Genomic DNA, 22,484 nt, shown 5'->3' on the forward strand with positions numbered 1-22,484 from the left:
CGTGTATATAATATTGTCGTGTGGAAAAATGATGTTGAAAAGGTGGAATAGCGGGAAATTTCCTCTGAACAGAGGTAATGGCACCATCGCAAAAAAAACAACAGGATGGGCGTCTGTCGAAAAAGTGGTGCCCCCAGAGAGACTCGAACTCCCGACCCCCTGATTACAAATCAGGTGCTCTACCAACTGAGCTATAAGGGCACTTGCGACCGATTAGCATAAATGCGGCTTCTGTAAAACGAAAATTCGTCGCAAGTCACTCATGGCAACCGGGTTTTTCATGTGATACCCAGTAGTGGGTTGGGAAAACAGTGGCAGGCTTGTCAGAGTCGGGCCGGATTCGGGACTGTCTATATGGAAGATAAATCGCTCGCGCTTCATTTTCTGTCCTCGGGTACCGCAGAATCACTTGTCGCCCAAAAGGAGCTCGTGGCTCGCTACGGTCATGTTGCCGCTGAAGATGCGGATATCATCGTGGCGCTCGGCGGGGACGGAACCATGCTTCAGGCGCTTCGCGATTTCATGAACCATGGTACGCCGATCTATGGCATGAACCGCGGCTCTGTCGGTTTCCTCATGAACGAGTTCAGCGTGGACGATCTGCCGGAACGTATTCTGGCGGCACAGATGGAAACCATTCGCCCGCTTGTCATGGTGGCGGAAACGGAAGCCGGGCAATCGTTCGAGGCTCTGGCTATCAACGAGGTCTCTTTGTTTCGCCAGTCTTATCAAGCCGCCAAGGTTCGGATAACGATCGACGGCAAGGTCCGGCTGGACGAGCTCGTTTGCGATGGTGTCATGGTGGCGACGCCGGCCGGTTCCACAGCCTATAATCTTTCGGCGCAGGGGCCCATCCTGCCGCTGGAGGCGCCGCTTCTGGCGCTGACGCCGGTTAGTCCGTTCCGTCCGCGCCGGTGGGGCGGGGCGCTTCTGCCGAAACATGTGACTGTCCGCATGGACCTGCTGGAGACTGAAAAACGCCCGGTCAATGCGGTTGCGGACAATAATGAGGTCAAGTCGGTCCGGTCCGTAACGGTACGCGAAGCGCCGAACAGCCAGGTCGCCATCCTTTTCGATCGCAATCATTCCTGGGATGAGCGTATCCTGACCGAACAGTTCAGGCATTAAGCTGTCTCCCGAAAGCCTCGGCAGAGAAATCGGCTCGCCGGACTGATTTCTGGCCCCGCTGCGGGGGGGCGACATGCACGAAAACAAAAGCTTTCGCCGCCGCTTTGGAGCACGGTCTCCATCAGATTTCGGGCTCAATGTCATACGAGTTGCAGCAGATTGGCGGCGTATCAGTTCACCGGCACAAATGCTCTTTAGCTTTTGATAATTTGAGTAAAATTGTTCAGATCGTGCGTTGATTTCGCCTGTTGCAGCACAATTGAAGCAATTTGATATCTTTCGATGGTATTTTAGTTGACTTTTGCACGCTGTGGACGTACCCGATGCTGCAAGAAGACGCATATTGCGTTGCAGACGCCTTATTCTGCCTTGGTTCCTGCGCCCGATGACGCGGCTGCAATGACAGGATGGGTGGAAATCATTTCCAAACCAGAGAGCTGCGCCTCCATTGACGACATTTGCCGAACTCGGTCTTTCCCCGAAAGTGATCGCTGCTGTAGAAGCAGCGGGATATACTGCGCCCACACCCATTCAGGCCGGAGCCATTCCTCCAGCCCTTGAACGCAGGGATGTTCTCGGTATTGCGCAGACGGGAACCGGAAAGACGGCGTCTTTCGTGCTGCCGATGCTCACCCTTCTGGAAAAGGGCCGGGCGCGGGCGCGTATGCCGCGCACGCTCATTCTGGAACCGACGCGAGAACTCGCGGCGCAGGTCGAGGAAAATTTCGTCAAATACGGCATCAATCACCGGCTGAACGTGGCGCTTCTGATTGGCGGCGTTTCGTTTGAGGAACAGGAGCGCAAGCTGGAACGCGGCGCCGATGTCCTCATCGCGACGCCTGGCCGTATGCTCGATCATTTCGAACGCGGCAAGCTGCTTCTGACCGGCGTTGAAATTCTCGTCATCGACGAAGCCGACCGCATGCTCGACATGGGTTTCATTCCGGATATCGAGCGTATCTGCAAGCTCATTCCGTTTACGCGCCAGACGCTGTTTTTCTCGGCCACCATGCCGCCGGAAATCACCAAGCTGACGGAGCAGTTCCTGCACTCCCCGACGCGCATCGAGGTTGCAAAAGCCTCCTCCACGGCCAAGACCGTCACCCAGCGTCTGGTGAAATCCAGCAAGAAGGATTGGGACAAGCGCGCTGTGCTGCGCGATCTCATCCGTGCGGAAGGCGACACGCTCAAGAATGCGATCATCTTCTGCAATCGCAAGAAGGATGTGTCGGAGCTTTTCCGCTCGCTCACGCGGCATGAATTCGATGCCGGCGCGCTGCATGGCGATATGGATCAGCGCGCCCGCATGACGATGCTTTCCAACTTCAAGGATGGAAAGCTGCGATTGCTGGTCGCTTCCGATGTCGCGGCGCGTGGGCTCGATATTCCCGATGTGAGCCATGTGTTCAACTTCGACGTTCCCATCCATGCGGAGGATTATGTTCACCGCATCGGCCGTACGGGTCGCGCGGGGCGCTCCGGCAAGGCTTTCACCATCGTAACGCCTTCGGATACGAAATATCTGGCCGCCATCGAAAACATGATCGGCGAAAAGATCGAATGGCTCGACGGCGATCTGTCGACACTGCCGGCCTCCGATGAGACGGATGAGCGCAAGGGCAAGAATGCCCGCGGCAAGAGCAAGGATGCCAAGGGCAAGGAAAAGCCCAAGGACAAGGTGAAGGACAAGGCAAAGGCCAAGCCCGATCTTGATCCGGCCGAACAGCCGCAGCCGGTGGTCGAAGCCAGCGAACGTCGCGAGGCGATCCGCGCTTCGAATGATGAGCGCCGCGGCAAGCCGCAGCACGAACAGAAGCGCCGTCGCGACCGCGACGATGATGGCCCGACGCCTGTTGGTTTCGGCAATGACATTCCGGCCTTCATGCTGATTCCAACCGGAATCTGACGGAAACAGCAGGGAAATGAATCAATCGGTTGCGAAGCTAAGGCTTTGCGGCCGATTTCTTTTTGGGCCCGGTTTTCTCGCTGCGCAGAGCGGCATCATAGGCGAGGCGCGCCCAGCGCGTCATGATTTCAGGGTCGTCAAAGGCCTCGCTCGGCACACTCCAGTAAGGCATGGCCACAGGATTGCCGCCCTTGCGACCGTCATAGGTCCATTGGGTCGCGCCAGCGTCGATAAAGTCCGGTATGGTTATGTCATCGGCCTTGAAAAGCAGCTCGTCACGCACGACAAGCGCAAAGATCAGGCCCTGATGGTAAATCCCCTTGCCGCCAAACATGCGCCGGATGCTGATGGGGCCAAAATCCTGCAACAGATCGCGAAGGGCTTCGTCATCCATTGGCGGGCACCTTGTCCCGGATCAGGCCGCACCCTGCATCTGGCGAAGGCTTTCGGGCGAAGCGGCCTTGATTTCAACGGATTCGCCGCAGCCGCAGGCTGATGTCTGGTTCGGATTGTTGAAGACGAACCCGGTCCGCAATGTCGTCACTTCAAAATCCATCTGCGTGCCGAGCAGGAAAAGAACCGCTTCAGGTGCAATGAAAACCTGGGCGCCGTCCTTCTCGATCACATCGTCGCCGGGTTTGGCTTCCGTGACGAGATCGATCGTATATTCCATCCCGGCGCAACCGCCTTTTTTCACACCCACCCGGATGCCAAGCGCGCCGTCCCGCGAAGCGATAATCTCGCGAACGCGATCAGCTGCCTTGTCGGTTAGCGTCATGACTGCGAAACGGCCCATTTTCTCTCTTCCGCTACGGTGCTGGCATATGGACGGAGAATCGTCCAATCTTGTCGCAACAGGTTGAGTTTCCTCTGCGATTGCCACGTTTTCACTATAGTTAGTGTTGTAACATCATTACTGCAATACACCAAATCGGGAGCGAGCCGGACCCGCTCCACAAAAGTTTGCTAGGAAGAGGAGAAGCGAATGTCGAACGACCGGATGAAACCTCTCATGCTGGCTGCTGTCATCGGCCTTCTTTCGGCTGGAGGGGCATGGGCGCAAAATCCGCCGAAAGCCGCGCCTGAGGAAACGCCCCGCAACGTGCAGGAGAAGCATGACAAGGCTTCCCAGCCGATTGAGGAAACCAAGCCTTCCGAGCAGACACAGGAGGCTGCGGGCGGCGTGACGGTCCCGGACTATCGCGACGACCGTTCCACGCCGCAGGCGCTGATCGAATCCTATTACAATGCGATCAATCGCAAGGAATATGCGCGCGCCTACGGCTATTATTCCGAGGAAGGGCGGGAGCCCGATTTCAAGACCTTCGTGAAGGGGTATGAAAACTCCAGAAGCGTCAAGGTCGCGCTGCGCAAGACCGATCCCGATCCGGGCGCCGGCCAGATCTACTGGAGCCAGCCTCTGGCGATCGAAGCCGAGACTGCGGATGGCAAAAGGGAAGTCTTTACAGGCTGCTACACGATCCACCTCACAAATCCCGCCATGCAGGAAGAGCCGCCGTTCAAGCCGATGCAGATCATGACGGGATCGCTGACCAGGTCGCCGCTGGCGCTGGAAAAGAGCGTGCCGGAAGAGTGCGAAGCGCCATAGGAAAAAACGGAAAAATTGCCCTTGACCTTGCCACGATGGGAAGCTCCATCCTGGTGTCAGTTCCCAAGAAGGAGTGACCGAAATGATGAAGTTTTCCGTTCCCAAGATGAAATGCGGCGGCTGTGCCGATAATATCACCGTCGCGCTGCGCAAGCTCGACGCGGCCGCCCCCATCGAAATCGATCTCGACAGGAAAGAGGTGGAATTCGGCGGCGCGGTTTCCGAGGATGCCGTGCTTTCCGCACTGGCTGCTGCCGGTTATCCGGCGTCGAGCGCTCGATAATGTGATTTCAGTGGCGCTTGTTTCAGACCCCTGCAAAAGATAGAGCGCATTCCGACACGTGTGAAACGGTTTCGGGATGCGTGCTTGAAGCGCGCATCGGATGCCGGGAAGCCAGAGGCTTTCCGGCATTTTCATGTCCCGATGCCAATCACGGGAAGCGGGTATCCATGAGCATAAATGCCGCAAACGCTGTGTTTCATTGACTGGACCCGCGATTTTTGCCACATCAACGGCAAATCTCGTTTATGGTGCTTTTCGTGCGTTCGAAAAGGACGCGCGCCGCTCCAATGGCATGAAACATCGCATTCCGCGACAAGGAAGGGTTTAGGGCTATGGCAGCCGATTTCCAGGATCTTCGCACAAAGATGGTCGACAATCAGATCCGCACGACGGACGTAACCGATCTGGCGGTTATCGATGCTTTCCTGACCGTCCCGCGCGAGGCTTTCGTTCCCGCCGCCCGTCAGGTGCTTGCCTATATCGATGAAGACCAGCTTCTTGAAAGCGAAGGCACGCAGCCGCGCTACCTCATGGAACCTTCGCCTTTCGCCAAGCTCGTGCAGCTTGCGCGCGTCAGGAAGACCGACGTGGTTCTCGATGTGGGCTGCGGCACCGGCTATTCGGCAGCCATTCTTTCAAGGCTCGCAGGCTCGGTCATCGGCCTGGAAAGTGATTCCGCATTGTCGGCTGCGGCGACGGCCCGCCTCGCTGAATTGGGCTATGACAATGTTGTGATCGTTTCAGGCGAGTTGCAGTCCGGCTATCCGTCGGAAGCCCCTTACGATGTGATCGTGATCGAAGGCGCCGTCGATTTCGTTCCGGACGCATTGCTCGGCCAGTTGAAGGACGGCGGACGTCTCGTCGTCGTGGAAGGTCGCGGAAATGCCGGTGTCGCGCGGATTTACGTCAAGGAGAATGGTGTTGCATCGGGACGCGGTGTGTTCAACACTGCGGTTCGTCCGCTGCCCGGATTCGAACGCGTTGCGCAGTTCGAATTTTAATTTTAGCGGATGATACAATTCTGCAACGCTACGGAATTTGTTTGTGCAAGCTCTGGCGGGGGCGATGGAAATAACCGAATTTAGAGGTTATTAGAAATTGTCCGAACCGATCGGTTCGATAGTTGGATTCGTTTGTTCTGAAAATGAGGTACCCGGTGTTCAAAACGTGCAAAGGACTGGTAGCGGCCGCAGCATTGTTGTCTGGCACCATTTTAACGGGGCAGGCGGCGTTCTCGGAAACGTTGACCGGCGCTCTTGTGAAGGCCTACAAGAACAATGCAAACCTGAACTATTCCCGCGCGGGCGTCCGCGTCACGGATGAGGATGTCGCCATTGCCAAGTCCGGTTATCGTCCGCAGATCACCGGCTCCTATAATGTAGGGCACGGCAAGACGCCGACCAGCCAGGGATACCGCACAACAGGCACGTTCGGCATCGAGCTGAACCAGATGCTGTTCGACGGGTTTCAAACCAAGAACAATGTCGCCGCCGCCGAAACGCAGGTCTTCGCCCAGCGCGAAAACCTCCGCAACGAAGAGCAGAACAGGCTCTACGAGGCAGTAACCGCCTATATGGATGTCTATCAGGCGCGCCAGATCGCGGTTCTGCGTGAGCGCAACCTTGCTGCCCTCAACGAACAGGTTCGCGCCGCGCGCGCTCGCCTCGATGTGGGCGAGGGGACGCGCACGGACGTTGCCCAGGCGGATGCCAGCCGTTCGACCGCCGTTGCCGCGCTGAACGCGGCGCGTGCGGACGTCAAGTCCGCGGAAGCGACCTATGTGCAGGTGATCGGCGTTCAGCCGGACAAGCTTGCGACCGCCGCCGCGGCCAAAAACCTGCCAAGCTCGCCAAGCCAGGCATTTGCCATTGCGACCGCCGGCCATCCCGGCATTCTTGCGACGCAATATGCCGTCAATGCCGCCGGATACAATGTGAAAGCCAAGGAAGGCGCCTTGCTGCCATCCGTCGGCCTGACGGCAAGCGCCAGCCGTCTCGATACCTATTCTGGCGAAGGCGGCTCGCTGACCGATGGCAATTCGGCGTCGATTGGCGTCGGCGTCAGCATTCCGATCTACACCGGTGGCCGGAGTTCGGCGCAGGTTCGCCAGTCCAAGGAACAGCTCGGTCAGGCACGCATCGAAGTCGATGTCGTTCGCGATCAGGTCCGTCAGGCAATCGGCTCGGCATGGTCGCAGCTCGAAGCGGCGCGCGCATCGGTCAAGGCGAACCGTGACGGCATTGCCGCTGCGCAGCTTGCTCTCGACGGCGTGATCGAGGAGCGCAAGGTCGGACAGCGCACCACGCTTGACGTCTTGAATGCGCAAAACGACCTCATCACCGCGCAGATTGCATTGGTTGAATCCGAGCGCAATGTCGTTGTCGCCAGCTATGCGCTCCTGAATGCAACGGGCCGCATGACCGCAAGCCAGATGGGCTTGCAGGTTGCCGAATACAAGCCGGAAGAGCATTACAACGCGGTCAAGGACAAGTGGTTCGGCCTGCGCACGCCGGATGGCCGCTGATCGTTTCCCGACGAGGACCGTCAATCGAAAAGGCGCCTTCGGGTGCCTTTTGTTTTGCCGCCGATTCGACATTCTCCGCCTCGGCAAATCTTAACAAATCCATAAAGCTGTGAGTTTGAACCCGCCAGCCCTGGCTGGGGATTCTCAAATGCGGGATCGTCCGCTACCCTTAATCCATTGATTCTCTGTCTTTTGCAGACAATGTCGCAATACGGGAAAGCGGATAGCAGCCATGGCACAGACATCCAGCGCAGCACGGGAACCGTCGATGGAAGAGATACTCGCTTCCATCCGCAGGATCATCGAGGACAGCGATGTCACCCGCCAGCCCACGCCATTGGCCGGTTCCCCGGTCCGGGGTGAGGTCGCGGAATTCCGCCGTCCCGCTGTGGAGCAGCCGGTCACGCCGCCGGAAAAGCCCGCAATGATGCGCAACGTCTTTCATGACGAGCCGGCATTGCGCGGTCCGATTGATGAACCGACCCAGGCTGCGCCTGAGATCGAATCCGATGATGAGGACGATGTTGTTCTCAACGCCGAGAATGACGACCACTCCAACGTCAGGCCGGAGCCATCCGCGCACCAGCCGGGCGAGGCGGAAAGATCGCTGGAAGAAATGGACCTTTCGGTCGAGGCGGAAATTGCCGGGGTGGTCGATGCACCGCTCAAGCCTGAACCCGGCGCTGAACCGGAGCAGGCGGTGACAGATCAGGAAACTGCCGTGCAGCCCAAGGCTGCGGCGCCAATCGCGGAGCCTGTTGCAAAGATGCAGCCCCCTGCCCATATGCTGTCGCAGGTCGCCGAACGTCAGGTGGCCGCGGCATTCCAGGATCTGAACCATGCGGTCCGCGCCGAGCCGCGCCGGTCGTTCGACGATATTGCCGCGGAACTGTTGCGCCCAATGTTGCAGGACTGGCTCGACAATAATCTGCCAACACTGGTCGAGCGGCTTGTGCGGGAAGAAATCGAGCGCGTGGTGCGCGGCGAGCGTTAACCAGTCCCCCAGGACCATTGCGGCCGCTTTTGAAGATGTTGCCCGTCTGTTCAGCAGGCGGGTTTTCACTTTTAAAGTGATTTGTCACCTGTTAGTTGCTATTGAGCCCTCAATCCATTCATCGCGCATAAAGACCGGATAATTCCATGCTTGAGAAGACCTATGACGCCGCGGCGATAGAGCCGAAAATTGCTGAACGCTGGGAAGAAGCGGGTGCATTCAAGGCGGGTGCGGGCGCAAAGCCGGGAGCCGATCCGTTCGCCGTGGTTATTCCGCCGCCGAACGTCACCGGATCGCTGCATATGGGCCACGCGCTCAACAACACGATCCAGGACATCATGGTTCGCTTCGAGCGCATGCGCGGCAAGAATGTGCTGTGGCAGCCCGGCATGGACCATGCGGGCATTGCGACGCAGATGGTTGTCGAACGCCAGCTGGCCGAACGGCAGGAGCCGAACCGTCACGCCATGGGCCGCGAGAAGTTCATCGAACGGATCTGGCAGTGGAAGGCCGAATCCGGCGGCATGATTTCCAACCAGCTGCGCCGTCTTGGGGCCTCGTGCGACTGGTCGCGTGAACGCTTCACCATGGATGAAGGGCTTTCGCGCGCGGTTCTGGAAGTTTTTGTCTCACTCTACAAGCAGGGCCTGATTTATCGCGACAAGCGCCTGGTCAACTGGGACCCGAAGCTTTTGACGGCGATTTCCGACATCGAGGTCGAATCGCGTGAAACGAAGGGCCATCTCTGGCATTTCCGTTATCCGCTCGAAAATGTTCCTTTCGATCAGGATAACCCGCATACCTATATCGTCGTTGCGACCACGCGCCCGGAAACCATGCTGGGCGACACCGGCGTTGCGGTCAACCCGAAGGACGAGCGCTACCACGCACTGGTCGGCAATGATGTCGTGCTGCCCCTCGTCGGGCGCCACATTCCCATCGTTGCCGACGATTACGCCGATCCGGAAGCCGGTTCGGGCGCGGTCAAGATCACGCCAGCGCATGATTTCAATGACTTCGAGGTCGGCAAGCGCAACGATCTGCGCGCGATCAACATCCTGACGCCCGAGGCGGCGATTACCCTGAAGGGGAATAACGATTTCCTCGAAGGTCTGGAACTGACCCCGGAACTGAAGGCGCTCATCGCCGAGCTGGACGGTCAGGATCGCTTTGCCGTTCGCAAGCGCATCGTCGAACTGATGGACGAGCGCGGCTATCTGGAAAAGATCGAGGATCATACCCACGCCGTTCCGCACGGCGATCGCGGCGGCGTTCCGATCGAGCCCTATCTGACGGACCAGTGGTATGTGAATGCGGCCGAGCTTGCCAAGCCGGCCATGGCCGCCGTTCGCAATGGCACCACGCAGATCGTCCCGAAGAATTGGGAAAAAACCTATTTCGACTGGATGGAAAACATCCAGCCATGGTGCGTCTCGCGCCAGCTCTGGTGGGGACACCAGATTCCGGCCTGGTATGGCCCGGATGGCAAATGCTTCGTCGAAAAGAGCGAGGCGGAGGCCAAGGCGTCCGCACGCGCCCACTATGGCGAAGATGTTGCGCTGGAGCGCGATACCGACGTTCTCGATACGTGGTTCTCATCCGCATTGTGGCCGTTCTCGACGCTCGGCTGGCCGGACAGGACGCCGGAACTTGCGACCTATTATCCAACCAGCGTGCTGGTTACGGGTTTTGATATCCTGTTCTTCTGGGTTGCGCGCATGATGATGATGGGCCTCCATTTCATGGAGGAAATCCCGTTCCATACCGTCTATCTGCATGCTCTGGTTCGCGACAAGCACGGCGCGAAAATGTCGAAGTCGAAAGGCAATGTCATCGATCCGCTGGAGCTGATGGATGAATATGGTGCCGATGCGTTGCGCTTCACGCTGGCCATCATGGCCGCTCAGGGGCGTGACGTTAAGCTCGACCCGGCGCGTATTGCAGGCTATCGCAATTTCGGCACCAAACTGTGGAATGCGACACGTTTTGCCCAGATGAACGGTGTGAAGCTCGACGCCGGTTTCAAGCCGGAAGACGCAAAACTCGCCGTCAACCGCTGGATCTTGACCGAACTGACCAAGGCGACCCGTTCTGTCACCGAAGGCATCGCCACCTATCGCTTCAACGAGGCTGCGGGTGCCGCTTATCGCTTCGTCTGGAACCAGTTCTGCGACTGGTATCTGGAGCTGCTGAAACCGATCTTCATGGGCGATGATGAAACCGCAAAGGCCGAAGCCCAGGCCACGGCCGCCTATTGTCTCGACCAGATCTACAAGCTCCTGCATCCGTTCATGCCGTTCATGACGGAGGAGCTGTGGACCCTGACCGCAGGCGAGGGCGGAAAGCGCGAAACGGTTCTGGCGCTTGCGACCTGGCCGGAACTGTCCTTTGAGGACGAGGAAGCCGCTGCCGATATCAACTGGCTTGTCGATCTCGTCACCGGAATCCGTTCGGTCCGCGCGGAGATGAATGTGCCCGCTGGCGCGATTGCGCCGGTCGTGGTTCTCGATGCCAATCCGGCAAGTGTCGAGCGCTTTGCCCGCCACGATGCGGCCATCAAGCGCCTTGCCCGTGTGGAAAGCATATCGTTTGAAGCTCAGGCTCCCAAGGGATCGGCACAGATGCTGCTGGGTGAGGCGACGATCTGCATCCCGCTCGGCAAGCTGATCGATCTCAAGGCCGAAGCCGCGCGCCTTGCCAAGGAGGCGGGCAAGATTGCCGCTGAAATGGATCGCATCGAGAAGAAGCTCTCCAACGAGAAATTCGTTGCCAATGCGCGCGAGGACGTCGTTGAAGCGGAACGCGAGCGGCTGGCCGAACTGAAGGAAGCTGCACAGCGCGTGGCGACCGCCGAGGCACGCATCCGTGATGCGAGCTGATTGAAAGGCGACGGTTCGTTTTCGAATCAATGCCCGGCAGTGAGCTGCACTGCCGGGCATTTTTATTGGCATAAGCGAAATTTCGGTGTGCTCCGGGCAGCGGCACCCTTGATCGAACTGCCGTTTCGATTGTTTTTGTGCAATGTTGCGCTTTCGCAACAAGGCGAAAAAAGGGCGAAAAACAGGCCAATTTGGGCATGTTTTGCCATGTGCTTGGACGATTTCTTCTAATGAAATAGCGACTGGATTGATGTTTTAGCCATTTTCGACGAACAGGCTGAAAATCCGATAGCGCTAATCCAGACGAATGGACCTTGCGGGCTGAATCCTTCCTGATTTACGTTTTCGTCAACGTTAATACCGTTGCTGTTTGGGAGGACATTTATGAGTGTACAGCGCGTGAAAATGGCAGGAATGGTTGCGGCTCTCCTCGGGAGCGCGGTCGCTGCCAATGCAGGCGGCTTCGAGCGTAGCTCGCAGGATTTCGATATTCTTTTTGAACAGGGCAATGCTGTCGATGCGACGGGTACTTTTGTCGCCCCGCAGCGCAAGCTGAAGAATATTGGGGGCTCTCTGGTCGGTGCATCGACAGGGGGAATCAATCCGATTACCCGTCGTCCTTATGAAACGGAAGTCGATGAAGCCAAGAGCTACTGGGTTCCGAAAGTTTCGGCTAAATTTGACCTCACAAATGATCTCGCTTGCGCGGCGCAATATCGCCAGCCTTGGGGTATCGAGACCGATGTCGGGGTCGATACTGTGCGGATGTTCACCGCAATCGAACAGAAGATTTCCTCCAACGATTATGGCGTGAACTGCTCCTATCGTTTTGCAGCCGGAGAGAAGAGCTATTTCCGCATTCTCGGCGGCGTGAGCTATCAGGAGCTCAAGGGCGAACAGACACGAATGATTCCCCCTGGCTCGGCGTTCGGCGGCTCGTTCCGGGTAGCTTCGCTGGATGTCGAGGATCAATCGGTCGGCTGGCGTCTTGGTGCAGCTTATGAAATCCCTGAATATGCGATGCGCGCAACGCTCGTCTATCAGTCGGAAGTCAAGTACAACCTCGAAGGCACGATCGATAATCTTGCGCTTAATCCGCTGACCGGCCGTGGTATGCCGATCAATGTCGAGAGCGATGTTGCAACCCCGCAGTCGATTGAATTCAAGTTCCAGAGCGGTATCGCGCCAGACTGGCTTGCATTCGGCTCGGTCAAATGGACCGACTGGTCAAGCATCACGTCTGTGGACTTCAATTCCGCAGACAGCAGGATCGTTGCACAGGGAACGAAAATCACCAGCCTGAATCTCTATTATCAGGACGGCTGGACGGTAAGCGGCGGTGTTGGCCACAAATTCAACGACCAATGGTCGGCTGCTGCAACCGTTACCTGGGATCGCGGGACCAGCACGGGCCTGACTTCTCAGACCGATGTTTGGCTCTTCGGACTCGGTACCAATTACAAGCCAAACGATCAGTTCGAAGTTCGCCTTGCAGGTGCTGCGGGGTGGCTTTCGTCGGGTGAATTGGATGATAGGTACATCAATGGTGAGTTGAACAAAACCGGCTCCAAGGGTGAATTCGGAAACGATTTTGTCGGCGCGCTTTCGCTCACCGCCAAGGTCAAGTTCTAAGGTCTTGATATGCATGAAAAAGCCCGGCATTGCCGGGCTTTTTTCGTTTGGCGTGGTCTGGATTATTGTTCCAGCCGGGCAAGCAGCGAGGACGTATCCCAGCGATTGCCGCCGATTTTCTGCACTTCCTTGTAGAATTGGTCCACGAGTGCGGTGACAGGTAGAAGCGCGCCATTGCGGTCGGCTTCCTCAAGGCAGATGCCGAGGTCCTTGCGCATCCAGTCGACGGCAAAGCCGAAATCATATTTGCCCGCATTCATCGTGCCCGACCGGTTTTCCATCTGCCAGGAACCTGCCGCGCCCTTCGAAATGACCGAGATCAGCTTTTCGATATTAAGCCCTGCCTTCTTACCGAAATGGATGCCTTCCGCCAGTCCCTGCACAAGGCCCGCAATGCAGATCTGGTTGACCATCTTCGCAAGCTGCCCGGAACCAACCGGCCCCATGAGGCCCACCATGCGCGCATAAGCATCGATAACCGGCCTGGCGCGCTCGAAATCCGCCTCCGATGCGCCCACCATCACCGTCAGCACACCGTTTTCCGCACCGGCCTGTCCACCGGAAACCGGCGCATCCATGAAATGAAAGCCGCGCTTTTGCGCTTCGATGTCCAGTTCGCGGGCAACTTCCGCGGATGCGGTGGTGTTATCGATGAAAATGGCTCCCTTCTTCATGGCGGAGAAAGCGCCGTCCGGACCAATGGTCACGGAACGAAGGTCGTCGTCATTGCCGACGCAGGCGAACACAAAATCTGCGTCCTGCACCGCTTCCGCCGGCGTCGCGGCAAAATGGCCCCCGAATTCCCTGGCCCATTTTTCGGCCTTTGCCGTCGTGCGGTTATAGACCGTGACGTCGTGTCCGCCCTTATTCTTGAGATGCCCTGCCATGGGATAGCCCATGACGCCGAGGCCCAGAAAGGCAACTTTGGCAGTTGTCGTCATTCGTTCATTCCTCTGGATAAATGTCACAAATCAGGTGAGAGGCGTCATCACGGCCGTTTGATAGGCTGGGCGCTGCTTGAGACGGCCATACCAGTCCTCCAGCCGGGGAAGGGCGGGGCGCTCGATCGGAAATTCGAACCAAGCATAGGCGTAACAGCCGATGGGAATATCGCCGATGCCAAAATTCTCGCCCGAGAACCACGGCGCTTCCTTGAGGCCCTCGTCGGCAATCTGCATCGAATGCGCCAGCCCCTCAAGGCCGCGTTGCAAAATGGCAGGATCGCGTTCCGCTTCCGGCAGGCGGATCAGGTGCTTCATGACATCGCTGAAGCTGGTCGCGAAGGACACCGAAGCCCAATCCATCCATTTTTCGGCCTGGGCGCGCTTGGCCGGATCATCGATCCACAGCCCGCCCTTGCCATAAGCGGCTGCCAGATAGCGTGTGATGGTGTTGGATTCCCAAAGCACCATGTCACCGTCCTCCAGCAGGGGGATCAGCCCGTTCGGATTGCGGGTGAGATATGCCGGATCTTTCAATCCGCCATACGGACCGCCAATATTGATCTGCTCATATTCCAGATCGAGTTCATGCGCTGTCCAGAGCGCCTTCTTCACATTTGTGGAATTGATACGACCCCAGATTTTCAGCATGACTCAACCTGTTGCATTGCTTTTGGAAGCCGCATTCTAGAGCGGTTCCGGTTTAAATGGAATCGTCGGAACCGCTCTATCTATTTGTTTTAACGCATTATCCGACGCAAAACCGCTTCGCACTTTTGCTGGAAATGCTCTAAACAGATCGCCCCCGCAAGCCGCAAGGCTGCCGGGGGCGATATTTTCGGTTTATGCCAGTTCGAGAATCTTTAGCGAACCAGATGCCGGGTGAGGCGCCGTTCGAGGAAATCCCAGATGTGGCGCAGGCATTCGACAATCAGCAGATAGATGACCGCCGCCCACAGATAGGTCTGGAAATCGAACGTCCGCGAATAGGCGCGGCGCGTTTCACCCATGAGGTCCAGAACGGTAATGATCGCCACGATGGCCGATCCTTTGATCATCAGGATGATCTCATTGCCATAAGGACGCAACGCCACGATAAGCGCCTGCGGAAGAATAACCTTCCAGAACGTCACCCGCTTGGAAATACCGAGCGCGGCAGCGCCCTCCCACTGGCCGACGGCTACACTCTGGATGGCGCCGCGCAGGATTTCGGCCTGATAGGCCGCGGTATTGAGCGAAAACGCCAGAATGGCGCAGTTCCACGCATCGCGGAAAAACACCCAGAGACCGATGCTTTCAAGGAATGGCCGGAAGGTGCCGAAGCCATAATAAATAAGGAATGTCTGTGCGAGCAGCGGCGTGCCGCGAAAGAAATAGACGTAGCCGAAAGCCAGGCCCCGCAGCCATCGATTGCCGGACATGCGCGCGGCTGTGATCGGCAATGAAAGCAGGGCGCCGATGGTGATCGATATGGCGACCAGTTTCAGCGTCACCAGCAGGCCGGACCAGTAGCGCGGTCCATAGGTTTCGAACAGGTCGATACGCCATGCATCATAGAGATAGATCGCAAGGCCGGCGAAAAGCAGGAACCACAGAGCCACGATGATGTGGCCTGCAATGCGCATGCGCGTCCATTGCCTGACCACCGGCGGCGGAGCCATCACGTCGCCTGCGGTGTTGGAGATGGTCTGGTTCATATCACGCACCTCGCGAGCGGTTGGCGCCCGCGTCGGCCCAGCGGCCAATGCGGTCGATGAAATAGGACGAGATGATCGCGAGAGCGAGATAAAGCAGGCAGGCCACGCCGAAGAACAGGAATGGTTCCTTGGTCACGCGCGCAGCGATGGAGGTCTGGCGCAGAATATCGGAGAGCGTGATGACCGAGACCAGCGATGTGTCCTTGAGCAGCACCAGCCACAGATTGGCAAGGCCGGGCAGGGCGATGCGGATCAGCTGCGGCAGGATCACCTTGCGCATTGTCTGCCAGTGAGACAGGCCGACGGCATAGCCGCCTTCATATTGTCCGCGCGGGATCGCACGAAATGCGGAAAGGAAGACTTCACTCGAATAGGATGAGAAGACGAAGCCGAGCGCGACCATGCCCGCGCCGAAGGCATTGATTTCGACATTGGCATCGATGCCGAACAGGCTCAAGAGCCTTTGCAGGCCAAGCGAGGCGCCGAAATAAACGAGGAAGAGCGTGAGAAGCTCAGGCAATCCGCGAAAGATGGTGGTGTAGATGTTTGCCGCCAGCCGTATCGACGGTTCGTCGGATTGCTTGCCGATCGCAACCAGAAATCCGAGAGCAAGCCCCACGGGAAGTGTCGCAAGAGCCAGCGAGACAGTGACCAGAAGCCCCCAGGCGATACTGGCGCCCCAGCCATCGGGGCCGAAACTCAACAAAGTGGCGTAGTGTTCCATGCGCCTATTCTTTTTCCTGAAGGCATATGCCTGTGTTTTTATTGCCTGCGCGGTCCTGTCCGGCAAGGCTTGTGCGGCATGCCCGTACAAAATGTCCTGCGCCGGTTTGCGGGAGAGCAAACCGGCGCAAAAGTGTCAGATGGGATCAGTTTTCGGCGCCATAAGCATCGAAATCGAAGTACTTGTCGTTGACTTCCTTATATTTGCCGTTCGCGCGGATCGCCTTGATGGCTGCGTTGAACTTTTCAACCAGTTCGGGGCGTCCCTTCTTGAAGGCGACGCCTGCGCCCGGACCGTGGATTTCGACAACCGGCGGGAAGGTGCCGACCATCTTGCAGCAGGCGCCGTCCGGCGTCTTCAGCCATTCGGCCAGTGTCACGCTGTCGTCGTTGACGGCGTCGAGACGGCCATTGGCGAGATCAAGCCGATATTCCTCTGCGGTCGGATAGGCCTTGATGGTGCTGTCGGTAAAGGTCTTTTCGGAATAATTGGCGTGGGTGGTGGAAACCTGAACGCCGATGGTCTTGCCGGCGAGGTCTTCCTTGGTCACGCCCTTGATGTCGGTATCCTTCGGCGCTGCAATGCCGGGAGGCGTGTTGTAATATTTGTTGGAGAAGTCGACCTGCTTCTTGCGCTCATCCGTGATCGACATGGAGGCGATGAATGCATCGAACTTGCCCGACTGGAGGGCAGGGATCGCGCCATCCCATTCCTGGGTGACGAATTCGCACTGGGCCTTCATTTCATCGCAAAGCGCCCTTGCAATATCGACGTCGAAGCCCGACAGCGTGCCGTCCGGCTTGATGAAATTGAAGGGAGGATAGGCGCCTTCGGTGCCGATCTTGAGCTTCAGCGGTTCTTCCGCATTTGCGACACCGGCAGCCATGCCGCCGATCGTGATTGCCAGGGCTGCCACCGATGCAGCAGTGGCGATACGCTTCAATACGCGCATTTTAGGTCCTCTCGTTTAGTTCTGGCTGGTTCCCTGATTTTTTCTTCTGGTTCAGCCGCTTAAGGGGGCGTCACGACCGTGAAACTTTAAATTGCACGTCTGGTAGCGTTTCCCCGCCCGTTACCAATAGAGGGTGGAGCCGATCATGCGCAATATTTTTTCGCGCTTTCGTTTCCACCATCCGATCTGGCGACGATATTCCCACCATTTGGCGATGAATGGCAAGATGCTCAACGTAATTAAATTGTGTGTCTTACGCGAGATATTCGCGGTGGTTTCCGCATGTCATTGCAGCAGGACCGTGAAATGCCCCGTAAAAACGATAAATTATAGGGAGTTACTCAAAGAGCCATTTCGCGTTCGATGAAATCGGCTATTTGCTCGATATCGTCGATGGGAAATACCGGCACGGTTTCATCGGCAAGCGGATGGTCGCTGGCAATGGCGACGATGTTGGGATCGCTGGCCGAAAGTGCCGGGCCTTCATGGCCGCCTTGACGGCGCAGTAAGATTTTCTTGTGCTTTTCGCGCTTGTAGCCTTCAACCAGAATCAGGTCGCATGGTGCGAGTTTGGCCACGATTTCGCGCAGCGATGGCTCTGCTTCCCCGCCAATATTCTCATGCATGATCGCATGGCGCTGCGAGGAGACAATGGCGACTTCCGCCGCGCCCGCCTTTCGATGACGCCAGGAATCGGTGCCTTCATGGTCGATATCGAAATCATGATGGGCATGCTTGACGGTCGCGATACGGTATCCGCGCGCCGCAAGACAGGCGACCAGACGTTCGGTCATTGTCGTCTTGCCGGAGTTTTTCCAGCCGGTAATGCCGAAAAGCTTCGGGTTCATTCCATCGCCTCAGCCAGTTTCCGGGCCGCAGCAAGGTCGTCGGGCCGGTTGATGTTGAAGAACGGATCATATGTTTCCGAACTATCGCCCGCGAAGGCAAGCGGAAATTCGACCGTCTCACATCCGATATGCTCGGCAAATGCGAAGACACTGGCCTTACCGGTATTTTCAAGCCAGGCCGCAAGTTCATCCGCCAGTCCGGTCTCCCACAGGCCGAAAATCGGATGAACCCGCCCGCGGGAACTGGCAAGAACGACGCGCGCTCCGCTTTCATTCCGACAGGACAGAAGACGCTCTGCAAGATTGCCCGGCAGGAAGGGTGTGTCGGCTGCCGTCGTCAGCAGCAGCGAAGCTTGCCGCATATGCGTGAGCGCGGTCAGGATGCCGATGAGAGGCCCGCCATGTTTCGCCGGAAGGTCGGGCACCACCGGGACGTCCAGCCTGCCCAGGCGGGCAGCATCGCCATTGGCGTTGATGACAAGGCTTTGAACCTGCGGCCTGATCCTTTTGACGACATGGGAAATGACGGTGCCTGTTTCACCGAGCGGCTGAAGAAACTTGTCGCCCGCGACGCCGCCCTCCCGCATGCGGCTGGAAAGTCCGCCAGCGATGATGCCGCCAGCAATCATGAAGGTTCCACGCCGGTCGGGATGGTTGCAAGTGTGCTCTTGTTGCGTTCCCGCTTCTTCAGGACATTCTCGCGATAGACCATGTAGACGCCGCTCCCGACCACCAGAATTGACCCCGCGATCGTATATATGTCGGGCGCTTCGCCGAAAATCAAAGTGCTAAGACCGATTGCCCAGAGAAGGCTGGAGTAACGGAACGGCGAAACGAACGACACTTCGCCTTCGCGCATGGCCAGAATGATGAAATGATATCCGACGAGAAGAAGAACGGCGGCAATGGCCATGGCGCCGACTGCAACAATGCCGACGGGCTGCCACCCGCCCATCGGTGCGGTCAACGCCCCGCCGGTCAGCATTATCGCGCCCGCAGTCAATGTGGACAGATAAAGGGTGGGGACATGCGCGGGCACGCGGCGCGTGGCGATATCCCGCGTCGCGGCAAAGCCCACGCTGGCCAGAAGCACGACAATGGCGGTGAAACTTGCCGCGCCATCGGTTCCGGGCCGGATGATGATGAGCACGCCGACAAGACCGACAAGAATGCAGGACCAGCGACGCCACCCCACCTTTTCTTTCAGGAACAGTGCCGCCCCCAGCGTCACGACAAGCGGCGTTGCCTGGAAGACGGCGGAACAGAAAGCCTGCGAGAGATGGCCGAGGGAATAAATATAGGTGACGGTGGCAACGACTTCGCCCACCACACGCAGGATCGTCATCTTTTCCAGCGACAGATTGCGCAATGCGCCGCGCCGCCAGGCCAGAAAGCCGATCAGCACCGTGGCGAACAGACCGCGGATCAGCATGTACTGTCCGCTGTTCATCTCGGTCAGGAGGTATTTTGTGATTGTATCGCCGATGGTGAAGGTTCCCATGGCGAGGAGCATGAAAATACTTGCGCGGAAGTTTGCTGACTGCGGCACGATACAGAATCCGGTTGAGGCCTGAGCCTTGGATTGCATACCGCTTTAAAGTCGATCCCGCGACAACTATTTCAGATCATCTGCTCTTTTGAAGTATAAATCGCTCAGCCGCCGGTCAGGCTCATATGGCGCGCGACCGCCGGACGGTTATGATCGCGGTCGATGATGAAATCATGGCCCTTCGGCTTGCGCGCAATGGCCTCGTCGATAGCCTGGCCGAGCAGCAGATCGCTGTCGCTTTCGCGCAGGGCCTTGCGCAGATCGGCATCGTCGTCCTGGCCGAGGCACATATAGAGCATGCCGGTGCAGGTGAGCCGGACGCGATTGCAGCTTTCGCAGAAATTATGCGTCATCGGCGTGATGAAACCGAGCCGGCCGCCCGTTTCGGCAATCGTCACATAGCGGGCAGGGCCGCCTGTCCGGTAGGGAATGTCGGAAAGCGTGAATTGCCGCGACAGGTCGTCCCGCACCTGCGAAAGCGGCAGATACTGGTCCGTGCGGTCGAATTCGATCTCGCCCATCGGCATGGTTTCGATGAGCGTCATATCCATGCCGCGGCCATGGGCCCAGCGGATCAGTTCCGGGATTTCGTGATCGTTGAAACCCTTCAATGCGACGGCATTGATCTTGACGCTGATGCCGGCGCGCTTTGCGGCTTCAATCCCGTCGAGAACACGGGGGAGGTCGCCCCAGCGGGTGATCTGGTGGAATTTTTCCGGATCGAGTGTATCCAGCGAAACATTGATGCGGCGCACGCCGCATTCGGCCAGCTCATCGGCAAAGCGGGAAAGCTGCGACCCGTTCGTGGTCAGCGTCAGCTCATCGAGCGCGCCTGACTTCAGATGCCGCGACAATTGCCGGATCAGATGCATGATATTCTTGCGCACCAGAGGCTCGCCGCCGGTCAGGCGCAGTTTCCTGACGCCCTTGTCGATGAAGGCGGTGCAGATCCGATCCAGTTCCTCAAGCGTCAGCAGATCTTTCTTGGGCAGGAAGGTCATATGTTCCGCCATGCAATAGGTGCAGCGGAAGTCACAGCGATCCGTCACTGAAACGCGAAGATAGGTGATGGCGCGCCCGAAAGGATCGATCATGGGTCCTGTCGGGGAAACAAGGGGCTGGACCTGGTTTGTGTGCATCATTAAGCCGTTGTTTCCACAAGATGCGGAGGGATATCCGCTTCATTTGCCTAGAAATAGGATCTGGGGTCTCCAATGTCCAGTTTCCGGCGCGCGAAGCTCTTTCAATAAAGACCGCGACCCTTGCGATATTTTAACGCGGGGCCTATCAAAAGCGGGCGAAAAACCAAGCTGGAGAATGGCGATGAGTGAGGTCTGGCCGACTGAATTGCGCATTTCGCGCGACCGCAGGCTGCTGACGGTGGCCTTCGACGACGGCCGGAAATTCGAACTGACCGCCGAATTGCTGCGCGTCCTGTCGCCTTCGGCGGAAGTGCAGGGCCATTCGCCGGAACAGCGCGTGACCGTTGGCGGCAAGCGCAATGTCGAAATCATGCAGGTTGAGCCCGTCGGCAATTATGCCGTGCGCATCAGGTTCGACGACATGCACGACACCGGCCTTTTCTCATGGACCTATCTCCACAAGCTCGGCACCGAGAAGGACACGCTATGGCAAACCTATCTCGATGAGCTTGCGGAAAAGGGCCTGAAGCGGGACCGCTGATCCGGCCCGCCGCGGCAAATTGAAATCAGAGTTTGCCATCCCGCAAGGGGCCGTATGTCGCCGCATAATTGCGCGGTCCGACAATCGGCAGAAGCAGCTTTTGCGCGAAGGCCGGAATCTTGGCCGCCTTGGACATCTTGTCCGTCATGGCCACGACATGGTCGACGCGCGGCCGATGCAGCTTTTCAAACCGGTCGAAAAGTTCGGGCTGCTCTATTCTTTGTGAAACGAGCGTTGCCAGTGTGAGGGCCGCTTCCATGCCAAGGGCGGCACCCTGCGCCCAAACGGGCGCGGTCGCATGGGCCGCATCGCCCAGAAGCAATACATTTCCAGCGGACCAGCGATCCATGCGCACCTCCTGCAAGGGCGAATTATGGATGGTTTCAGGCACCTTCACCGCATTTTCGATGATCGACCTCAAATGAGAGGGAAAATCGGAAAAATGTTCGCCGCTCAGACCCACCGGGCCGCCATCGGCCCGGTTGCCGGTAAGTGTCGCCCAAACATAAACGCTTTGCTCACTCACGGGAATAAGCAGGATCATGCTTCCGGCACCGACCCAGAGCGACCAGCAATCGACGCCCGGATTTGGAGCCATGAAGCGCCAGCTGAAATTGGAAAGCGCCGCCGTCCGGACCGCATTGCCGTTGAAGACCAGCTTGCGGGTGACGGAATTCACGCCATCGGCGCCGATCAGGCGTTCCGTCACCATTGTTTCGCCGTGGGAAAGGGCGATCGAGACATGCCCGTCTTCCTGGGAGATTCCGGTGACTTCCTTGTCGTAGAGGGGATTGTCCTGTGAATTTCCTGCTTGCAGGATGCACAGCAGGTCCGAGCGCAGAATGCAGCGCGGCTGATGGCGTTCGCCCCAGAAGTCGGTTTCGTCGACTGAAAACAGCAACTTGCCTTTTGCTGTCCGGTATTCACGCCGTTTGGTTGGATAGCCAAGCGCATCGACCTGCTCTTTCAGCCCGAGACGTTCCAGCGCGTGAATGGCATTGCCCGGCAGATTGATAGCCAATCCGGCTTCGGCATGTTGATCGCGCTTGTCGAGAATGCGCGCTTCGATATTGAGTTGCCGCAGCGCACGCGCCAAAGCCAATCCAGATATGCCGGCACCGACGATCAGCATTTA

General features: G+C 57.8%; 22 protein-coding genes and 1 tRNA gene. 10 read left to right on the plus strand and 13 right to left on the minus strand.

All coding sequences use genetic code 11. From position 1 onward, the window contains the following. Window positions 1-125 precede the first annotated feature (125 nt). Window positions 126-201 (minus strand) — tRNA-Thr (locus AVM02_RS06935). A 153-nt stretch (window positions 202-354) separates the two neighbouring features. On the opposite strand from AVM02_RS06935, the gene AVM02_RS06940 reads away from it, so the two are divergent. Together AVM02_RS06940 and AVM02_RS06945 are read left to right on the plus strand one after the other, a co-directional pair. Further along, window positions 355-1,128 carry an NAD kinase gene (locus tag AVM02_RS06940; protein ID WP_411506245.1) on the plus strand — a complete coding sequence of 258 codons (774 nt, stop codon included), beginning with the start codon at window positions 355-357 and terminating at the stop codon, window positions 1,126-1,128. Between the two features lie 448 nt (window positions 1,129-1,576). Next, window positions 1,577-3,034: a DEAD/DEAH box helicase gene (locus tag AVM02_RS06945; protein WP_411506246.1), complete on the plus strand. Its 1,458-nt coding sequence runs from the start codon at window positions 1,577-1,579 to the stop codon at window positions 3,032-3,034. A gap of 37 nt (window positions 3,035-3,071) precedes the next feature. On the opposite strand, the gene AVM02_RS06950 is transcribed toward AVM02_RS06945, so the two are convergent. Next, a complete protein-coding gene (locus AVM02_RS06950) occupies window positions 3,072-3,428 on the minus strand; it encodes a TfoX/Sxy family protein (protein WP_411506247.1) in 357 nt (118 codons plus the stop codon). Window positions 3,429-3,449: 21 nt separating this feature from the next. Further along, window positions 3,450-3,830 carry a Fe-S cluster assembly scaffold SufA gene (gene sufA, locus AVM02_RS06955; protein ID WP_411506248.1) on the minus strand — a complete coding sequence of 127 codons (381 nt, stop codon included), beginning with the start codon at window positions 3,828-3,830 and terminating at the stop codon, window positions 3,450-3,452. A 189-nt stretch (window positions 3,831-4,019) separates the two neighbouring features. Here sufA and AVM02_RS06960 point away from each other — a divergent pair, with 189 nt between their 5' ends. The 7 genes from AVM02_RS06960 (at window position 4,020) to AVM02_RS06990 (ending at window position 12,955) form a co-directional block, all read left to right on the plus strand. Next, window positions 4,020-4,643: a hypothetical protein gene (locus AVM02_RS06960; protein WP_411506249.1), complete on the plus strand. Its 624-nt coding sequence runs from the start codon at window positions 4,020-4,022 to the stop codon at window positions 4,641-4,643. An 82-nt stretch (window positions 4,644-4,725) separates the two neighbouring features. Next, window positions 4,726-4,926, plus strand: coding sequence for a heavy-metal-associated domain-containing protein (locus AVM02_RS06965; RefSeq protein ID WP_411506250.1), 201 nt, complete (start codon window positions 4,726-4,728; stop codon window positions 4,924-4,926). A gap of 332 nt (window positions 4,927-5,258) precedes the next feature. Continuing rightward, window positions 5,259-5,927 (plus strand): protein-L-isoaspartate O-methyltransferase family protein, encoded by a 669-nt coding sequence (locus AVM02_RS06970; RefSeq protein WP_411506251.1) that lies wholly within the window; start codon window positions 5,259-5,261, stop codon window positions 5,925-5,927. A 143-nt stretch (window positions 5,928-6,070) separates the two neighbouring features. Next, complete coding sequence (locus AVM02_RS06975) at window positions 6,071-7,450, plus strand: TolC family outer membrane protein (protein ID WP_411506252.1); 1,380 nt, start codon at window positions 6,071-6,073, stop codon at window positions 7,448-7,450. 232 nt (window positions 7,451-7,682) lie between these two features. After that, complete coding sequence (locus tag AVM02_RS06980) at window positions 7,683-8,444, plus strand: DUF2497 domain-containing protein (protein ID WP_411506253.1); 762 nt, start codon at window positions 7,683-7,685, stop codon at window positions 8,442-8,444. Window positions 8,445-8,590: 146 nt separating this feature from the next. Beyond that, window positions 8,591-11,323 (plus strand): valine--tRNA ligase, encoded by a 2,733-nt coding sequence (locus AVM02_RS06985; RefSeq protein ID WP_411506254.1) that lies wholly within the window; start codon window positions 8,591-8,593, stop codon window positions 11,321-11,323. Between the two features lie 414 nt (window positions 11,324-11,737). Then, window positions 11,738-12,955, plus strand: coding sequence for an OmpP1/FadL family transporter (locus AVM02_RS06990; protein ID WP_411506337.1), 1,218 nt, complete (start codon window positions 11,738-11,740; stop codon window positions 12,953-12,955). Window positions 12,956-13,017: 62 nt separating this feature from the next. Here AVM02_RS06990 and AVM02_RS06995 read toward each other — a convergent pair whose 3' ends face one another. The 9 genes from AVM02_RS06995 to moaA all read right to left on the minus strand — a co-directional run bounded on the left by AVM02_RS06995 (window position 13,018) and on the right by moaA (window position 20,805). After that, the gene (locus AVM02_RS06995) at window positions 13,018-13,896 is read right to left on the minus strand and encodes an NAD(P)-dependent oxidoreductase (RefSeq protein WP_411506255.1); all 879 of its coding nucleotides are present in this window, start codon (window positions 13,894-13,896) and stop codon (window positions 13,018-13,020) included. 30 nt (window positions 13,897-13,926) lie between these two features. Beyond that, on the minus strand, window positions 13,927-14,547 hold the full coding sequence (locus AVM02_RS07000) for a glutathione S-transferase family protein (RefSeq protein ID WP_411506256.1): 621 nt from the start codon (window positions 14,545-14,547) through the stop codon (window positions 13,927-13,929). Between the two features lie 212 nt (window positions 14,548-14,759). Then, on the minus strand, window positions 14,760-15,593 hold the full coding sequence (locus AVM02_RS07005) for an ABC transporter permease (protein WP_411506257.1): 834 nt from the start codon (window positions 15,591-15,593) through the stop codon (window positions 14,760-14,762). 1 nt (window position 15,594) lies between these two features. Continuing rightward, window positions 15,595-16,317 carry an ABC transporter permease gene (locus AVM02_RS07010; protein WP_411506258.1) on the minus strand — a complete coding sequence of 241 codons (723 nt, stop codon included), beginning with the start codon at window positions 16,315-16,317 and terminating at the stop codon, window positions 15,595-15,597. 145 nt (window positions 16,318-16,462) lie between these two features. Continuing rightward, window positions 16,463-17,269, minus strand: coding sequence for an ABC transporter substrate-binding protein (locus tag AVM02_RS07015; protein WP_411506259.1), 807 nt, complete (start codon window positions 17,267-17,269; stop codon window positions 16,463-16,465). Between the two features lie 341 nt (window positions 17,270-17,610). After that, the gene (gene mobB, locus AVM02_RS07020; RefSeq protein ID WP_411506260.1) at window positions 17,611-18,117 is read right to left on the minus strand and encodes a molybdopterin-guanine dinucleotide biosynthesis protein B; all 507 of its coding nucleotides are present in this window, start codon (window positions 18,115-18,117) and stop codon (window positions 17,611-17,613) included. Continuing rightward, window positions 18,114-18,746 (minus strand): molybdenum cofactor guanylyltransferase, encoded by a 633-nt coding sequence (mobA, locus tag AVM02_RS07025; RefSeq protein ID WP_411506261.1) that lies wholly within the window; start codon window positions 18,744-18,746, stop codon window positions 18,114-18,116. Before mobA ends, mobB begins: the two co-directional genes overlap by 4 nt. Continuing rightward, complete coding sequence (locus AVM02_RS07030) at window positions 18,743-19,630, minus strand: DMT family transporter (protein WP_411506338.1); 888 nt, start codon at window positions 19,628-19,630, stop codon at window positions 18,743-18,745. The genes mobA and AVM02_RS07030 overlap by 4 nt, the downstream gene beginning before the upstream one ends. Before the next feature lie 140 nt (window positions 19,631-19,770). Then, window positions 19,771-20,805, minus strand: a complete 1,035-nt coding sequence (gene moaA / locus AVM02_RS07035) for a GTP 3',8-cyclase MoaA (RefSeq protein WP_411506339.1) — start codon at window positions 20,803-20,805, stop codon at window positions 19,771-19,773. A 184-nt stretch (window positions 20,806-20,989) separates the two neighbouring features. Here moaA and AVM02_RS07040 point away from each other — a divergent pair, with 184 nt between their 5' ends. Then, complete coding sequence (locus AVM02_RS07040; RefSeq protein WP_411506262.1) at window positions 20,990-21,349, plus strand: gamma-butyrobetaine hydroxylase-like domain-containing protein; 360 nt, start codon at window positions 20,990-20,992, stop codon at window positions 21,347-21,349. A 25-nt stretch (window positions 21,350-21,374) separates the two neighbouring features. Here the strand turns inward: AVM02_RS07040 and AVM02_RS07045 are convergent, their stop codons facing one another. Next, on the minus strand, window positions 21,375-22,481 hold the full coding sequence (locus AVM02_RS07045) for an FAD-dependent oxidoreductase (RefSeq protein WP_411506263.1): 1,107 nt from the start codon (window positions 22,479-22,481) through the stop codon (window positions 21,375-21,377). Window positions 22,482-22,484 lie beyond the last annotated feature (3 nt).

Origin of the sequence: Brucella anthropi (genome assembly GCF_046630315.1) — a bacterium.
Classification (GTDB): Bacteria; Pseudomonadota; Alphaproteobacteria; order Rhizobiales; family Rhizobiaceae; genus Brucella; species Brucella anthropi_A.

Excerpts from the sequence above, each read along its gene's own strand:
- AVM02_RS07005 (WP_411506257.1), bottom strand. The coding sequence starts at position 15,593 with ATGAACCAGACCATCTCCAACACCGCAGGCGACGTGATGGCTCCGCCG.
- moaA (WP_411506339.1), bottom strand. The coding sequence starts at position 20,805 with ATGCACACAAACCAGGTCCAGCCCCTTGTTTCCCCGACAGGACCCATG.
- AVM02_RS07030 (WP_411506338.1), bottom strand. The coding sequence starts at position 19,630 with ATGCTCCTCGCCATGGGAACCTTCACCATCGGCGATACAATCACAAAA.
- AVM02_RS06965 (WP_411506250.1), top strand. The coding sequence starts at position 4,726 with ATGATGAAGTTTTCCGTTCCCAAGATGAAATGCGGCGGCTGTGCCGAT.
- sufA (WP_411506248.1), bottom strand. The coding sequence starts at position 3,830 with ATGGGCCGTTTCGCAGTCATGACGCTAACCGACAAGGCAGCTGATCGC.
- AVM02_RS07040 (WP_411506262.1), top strand. The coding sequence starts at position 20,990 with ATGAGTGAGGTCTGGCCGACTGAATTGCGCATTTCGCGCGACCGCAGG.
- AVM02_RS07000 (WP_411506256.1), bottom strand. The coding sequence starts at position 14,547 with ATGCTGAAAATCTGGGGTCGTATCAATTCCACAAATGTGAAGAAGGCG.
- AVM02_RS06985 (WP_411506254.1), top strand. The coding sequence starts at position 8,591 with ATGCTTGAGAAGACCTATGACGCCGCGGCGATAGAGCCGAAAATTGCT.
- AVM02_RS06975 (WP_411506252.1), top strand. The coding sequence starts at position 6,071 with ATGAGGTACCCGGTGTTCAAAACGTGCAAAGGACTGGTAGCGGCCGCA.
- AVM02_RS07015 (WP_411506259.1), bottom strand. The coding sequence starts at position 17,269 with ATGCGCGTATTGAAGCGTATCGCCACTGCTGCATCGGTGGCAGCCCTG.
- mobB (WP_411506260.1), bottom strand. The coding sequence starts at position 18,117 with ATGAACCCGAAGCTTTTCGGCATTACCGGCTGGAAAAACTCCGGCAAG.
- AVM02_RS07010 (WP_411506258.1), bottom strand. The coding sequence starts at position 16,317 with ATGGAACACTACGCCACTTTGTTGAGTTTCGGCCCCGATGGCTGGGGC.
- AVM02_RS06960 (WP_411506249.1), top strand. The coding sequence starts at position 4,020 with ATGTCGAACGACCGGATGAAACCTCTCATGCTGGCTGCTGTCATCGGC.
- AVM02_RS06950 (WP_411506247.1), bottom strand. The coding sequence starts at position 3,428 with ATGGATGACGAAGCCCTTCGCGATCTGTTGCAGGATTTTGGCCCCATC.
- AVM02_RS07045 (WP_411506263.1), bottom strand. The coding sequence starts at position 22,481 with ATGCTGATCGTCGGTGCCGGCATATCTGGATTGGCTTTGGCGCGTGCG.
- AVM02_RS06940 (WP_411506245.1), top strand. The coding sequence starts at position 355 with ATGGAAGATAAATCGCTCGCGCTTCATTTTCTGTCCTCGGGTACCGCA.
- AVM02_RS06980 (WP_411506253.1), top strand. The coding sequence starts at position 7,683 with ATGGCACAGACATCCAGCGCAGCACGGGAACCGTCGATGGAAGAGATA.
- mobA (WP_411506261.1), bottom strand. The coding sequence starts at position 18,746 with ATGATTGCTGGCGGCATCATCGCTGGCGGACTTTCCAGCCGCATGCGG.
- AVM02_RS06995 (WP_411506255.1), bottom strand. The coding sequence starts at position 13,896 with ATGACGACAACTGCCAAAGTTGCCTTTCTGGGCCTCGGCGTCATGGGC.
- AVM02_RS06990 (WP_411506337.1), top strand. The coding sequence starts at position 11,738 with ATGGTTGCGGCTCTCCTCGGGAGCGCGGTCGCTGCCAATGCAGGCGGC.
- AVM02_RS06970 (WP_411506251.1), top strand. The coding sequence starts at position 5,259 with ATGGCAGCCGATTTCCAGGATCTTCGCACAAAGATGGTCGACAATCAG.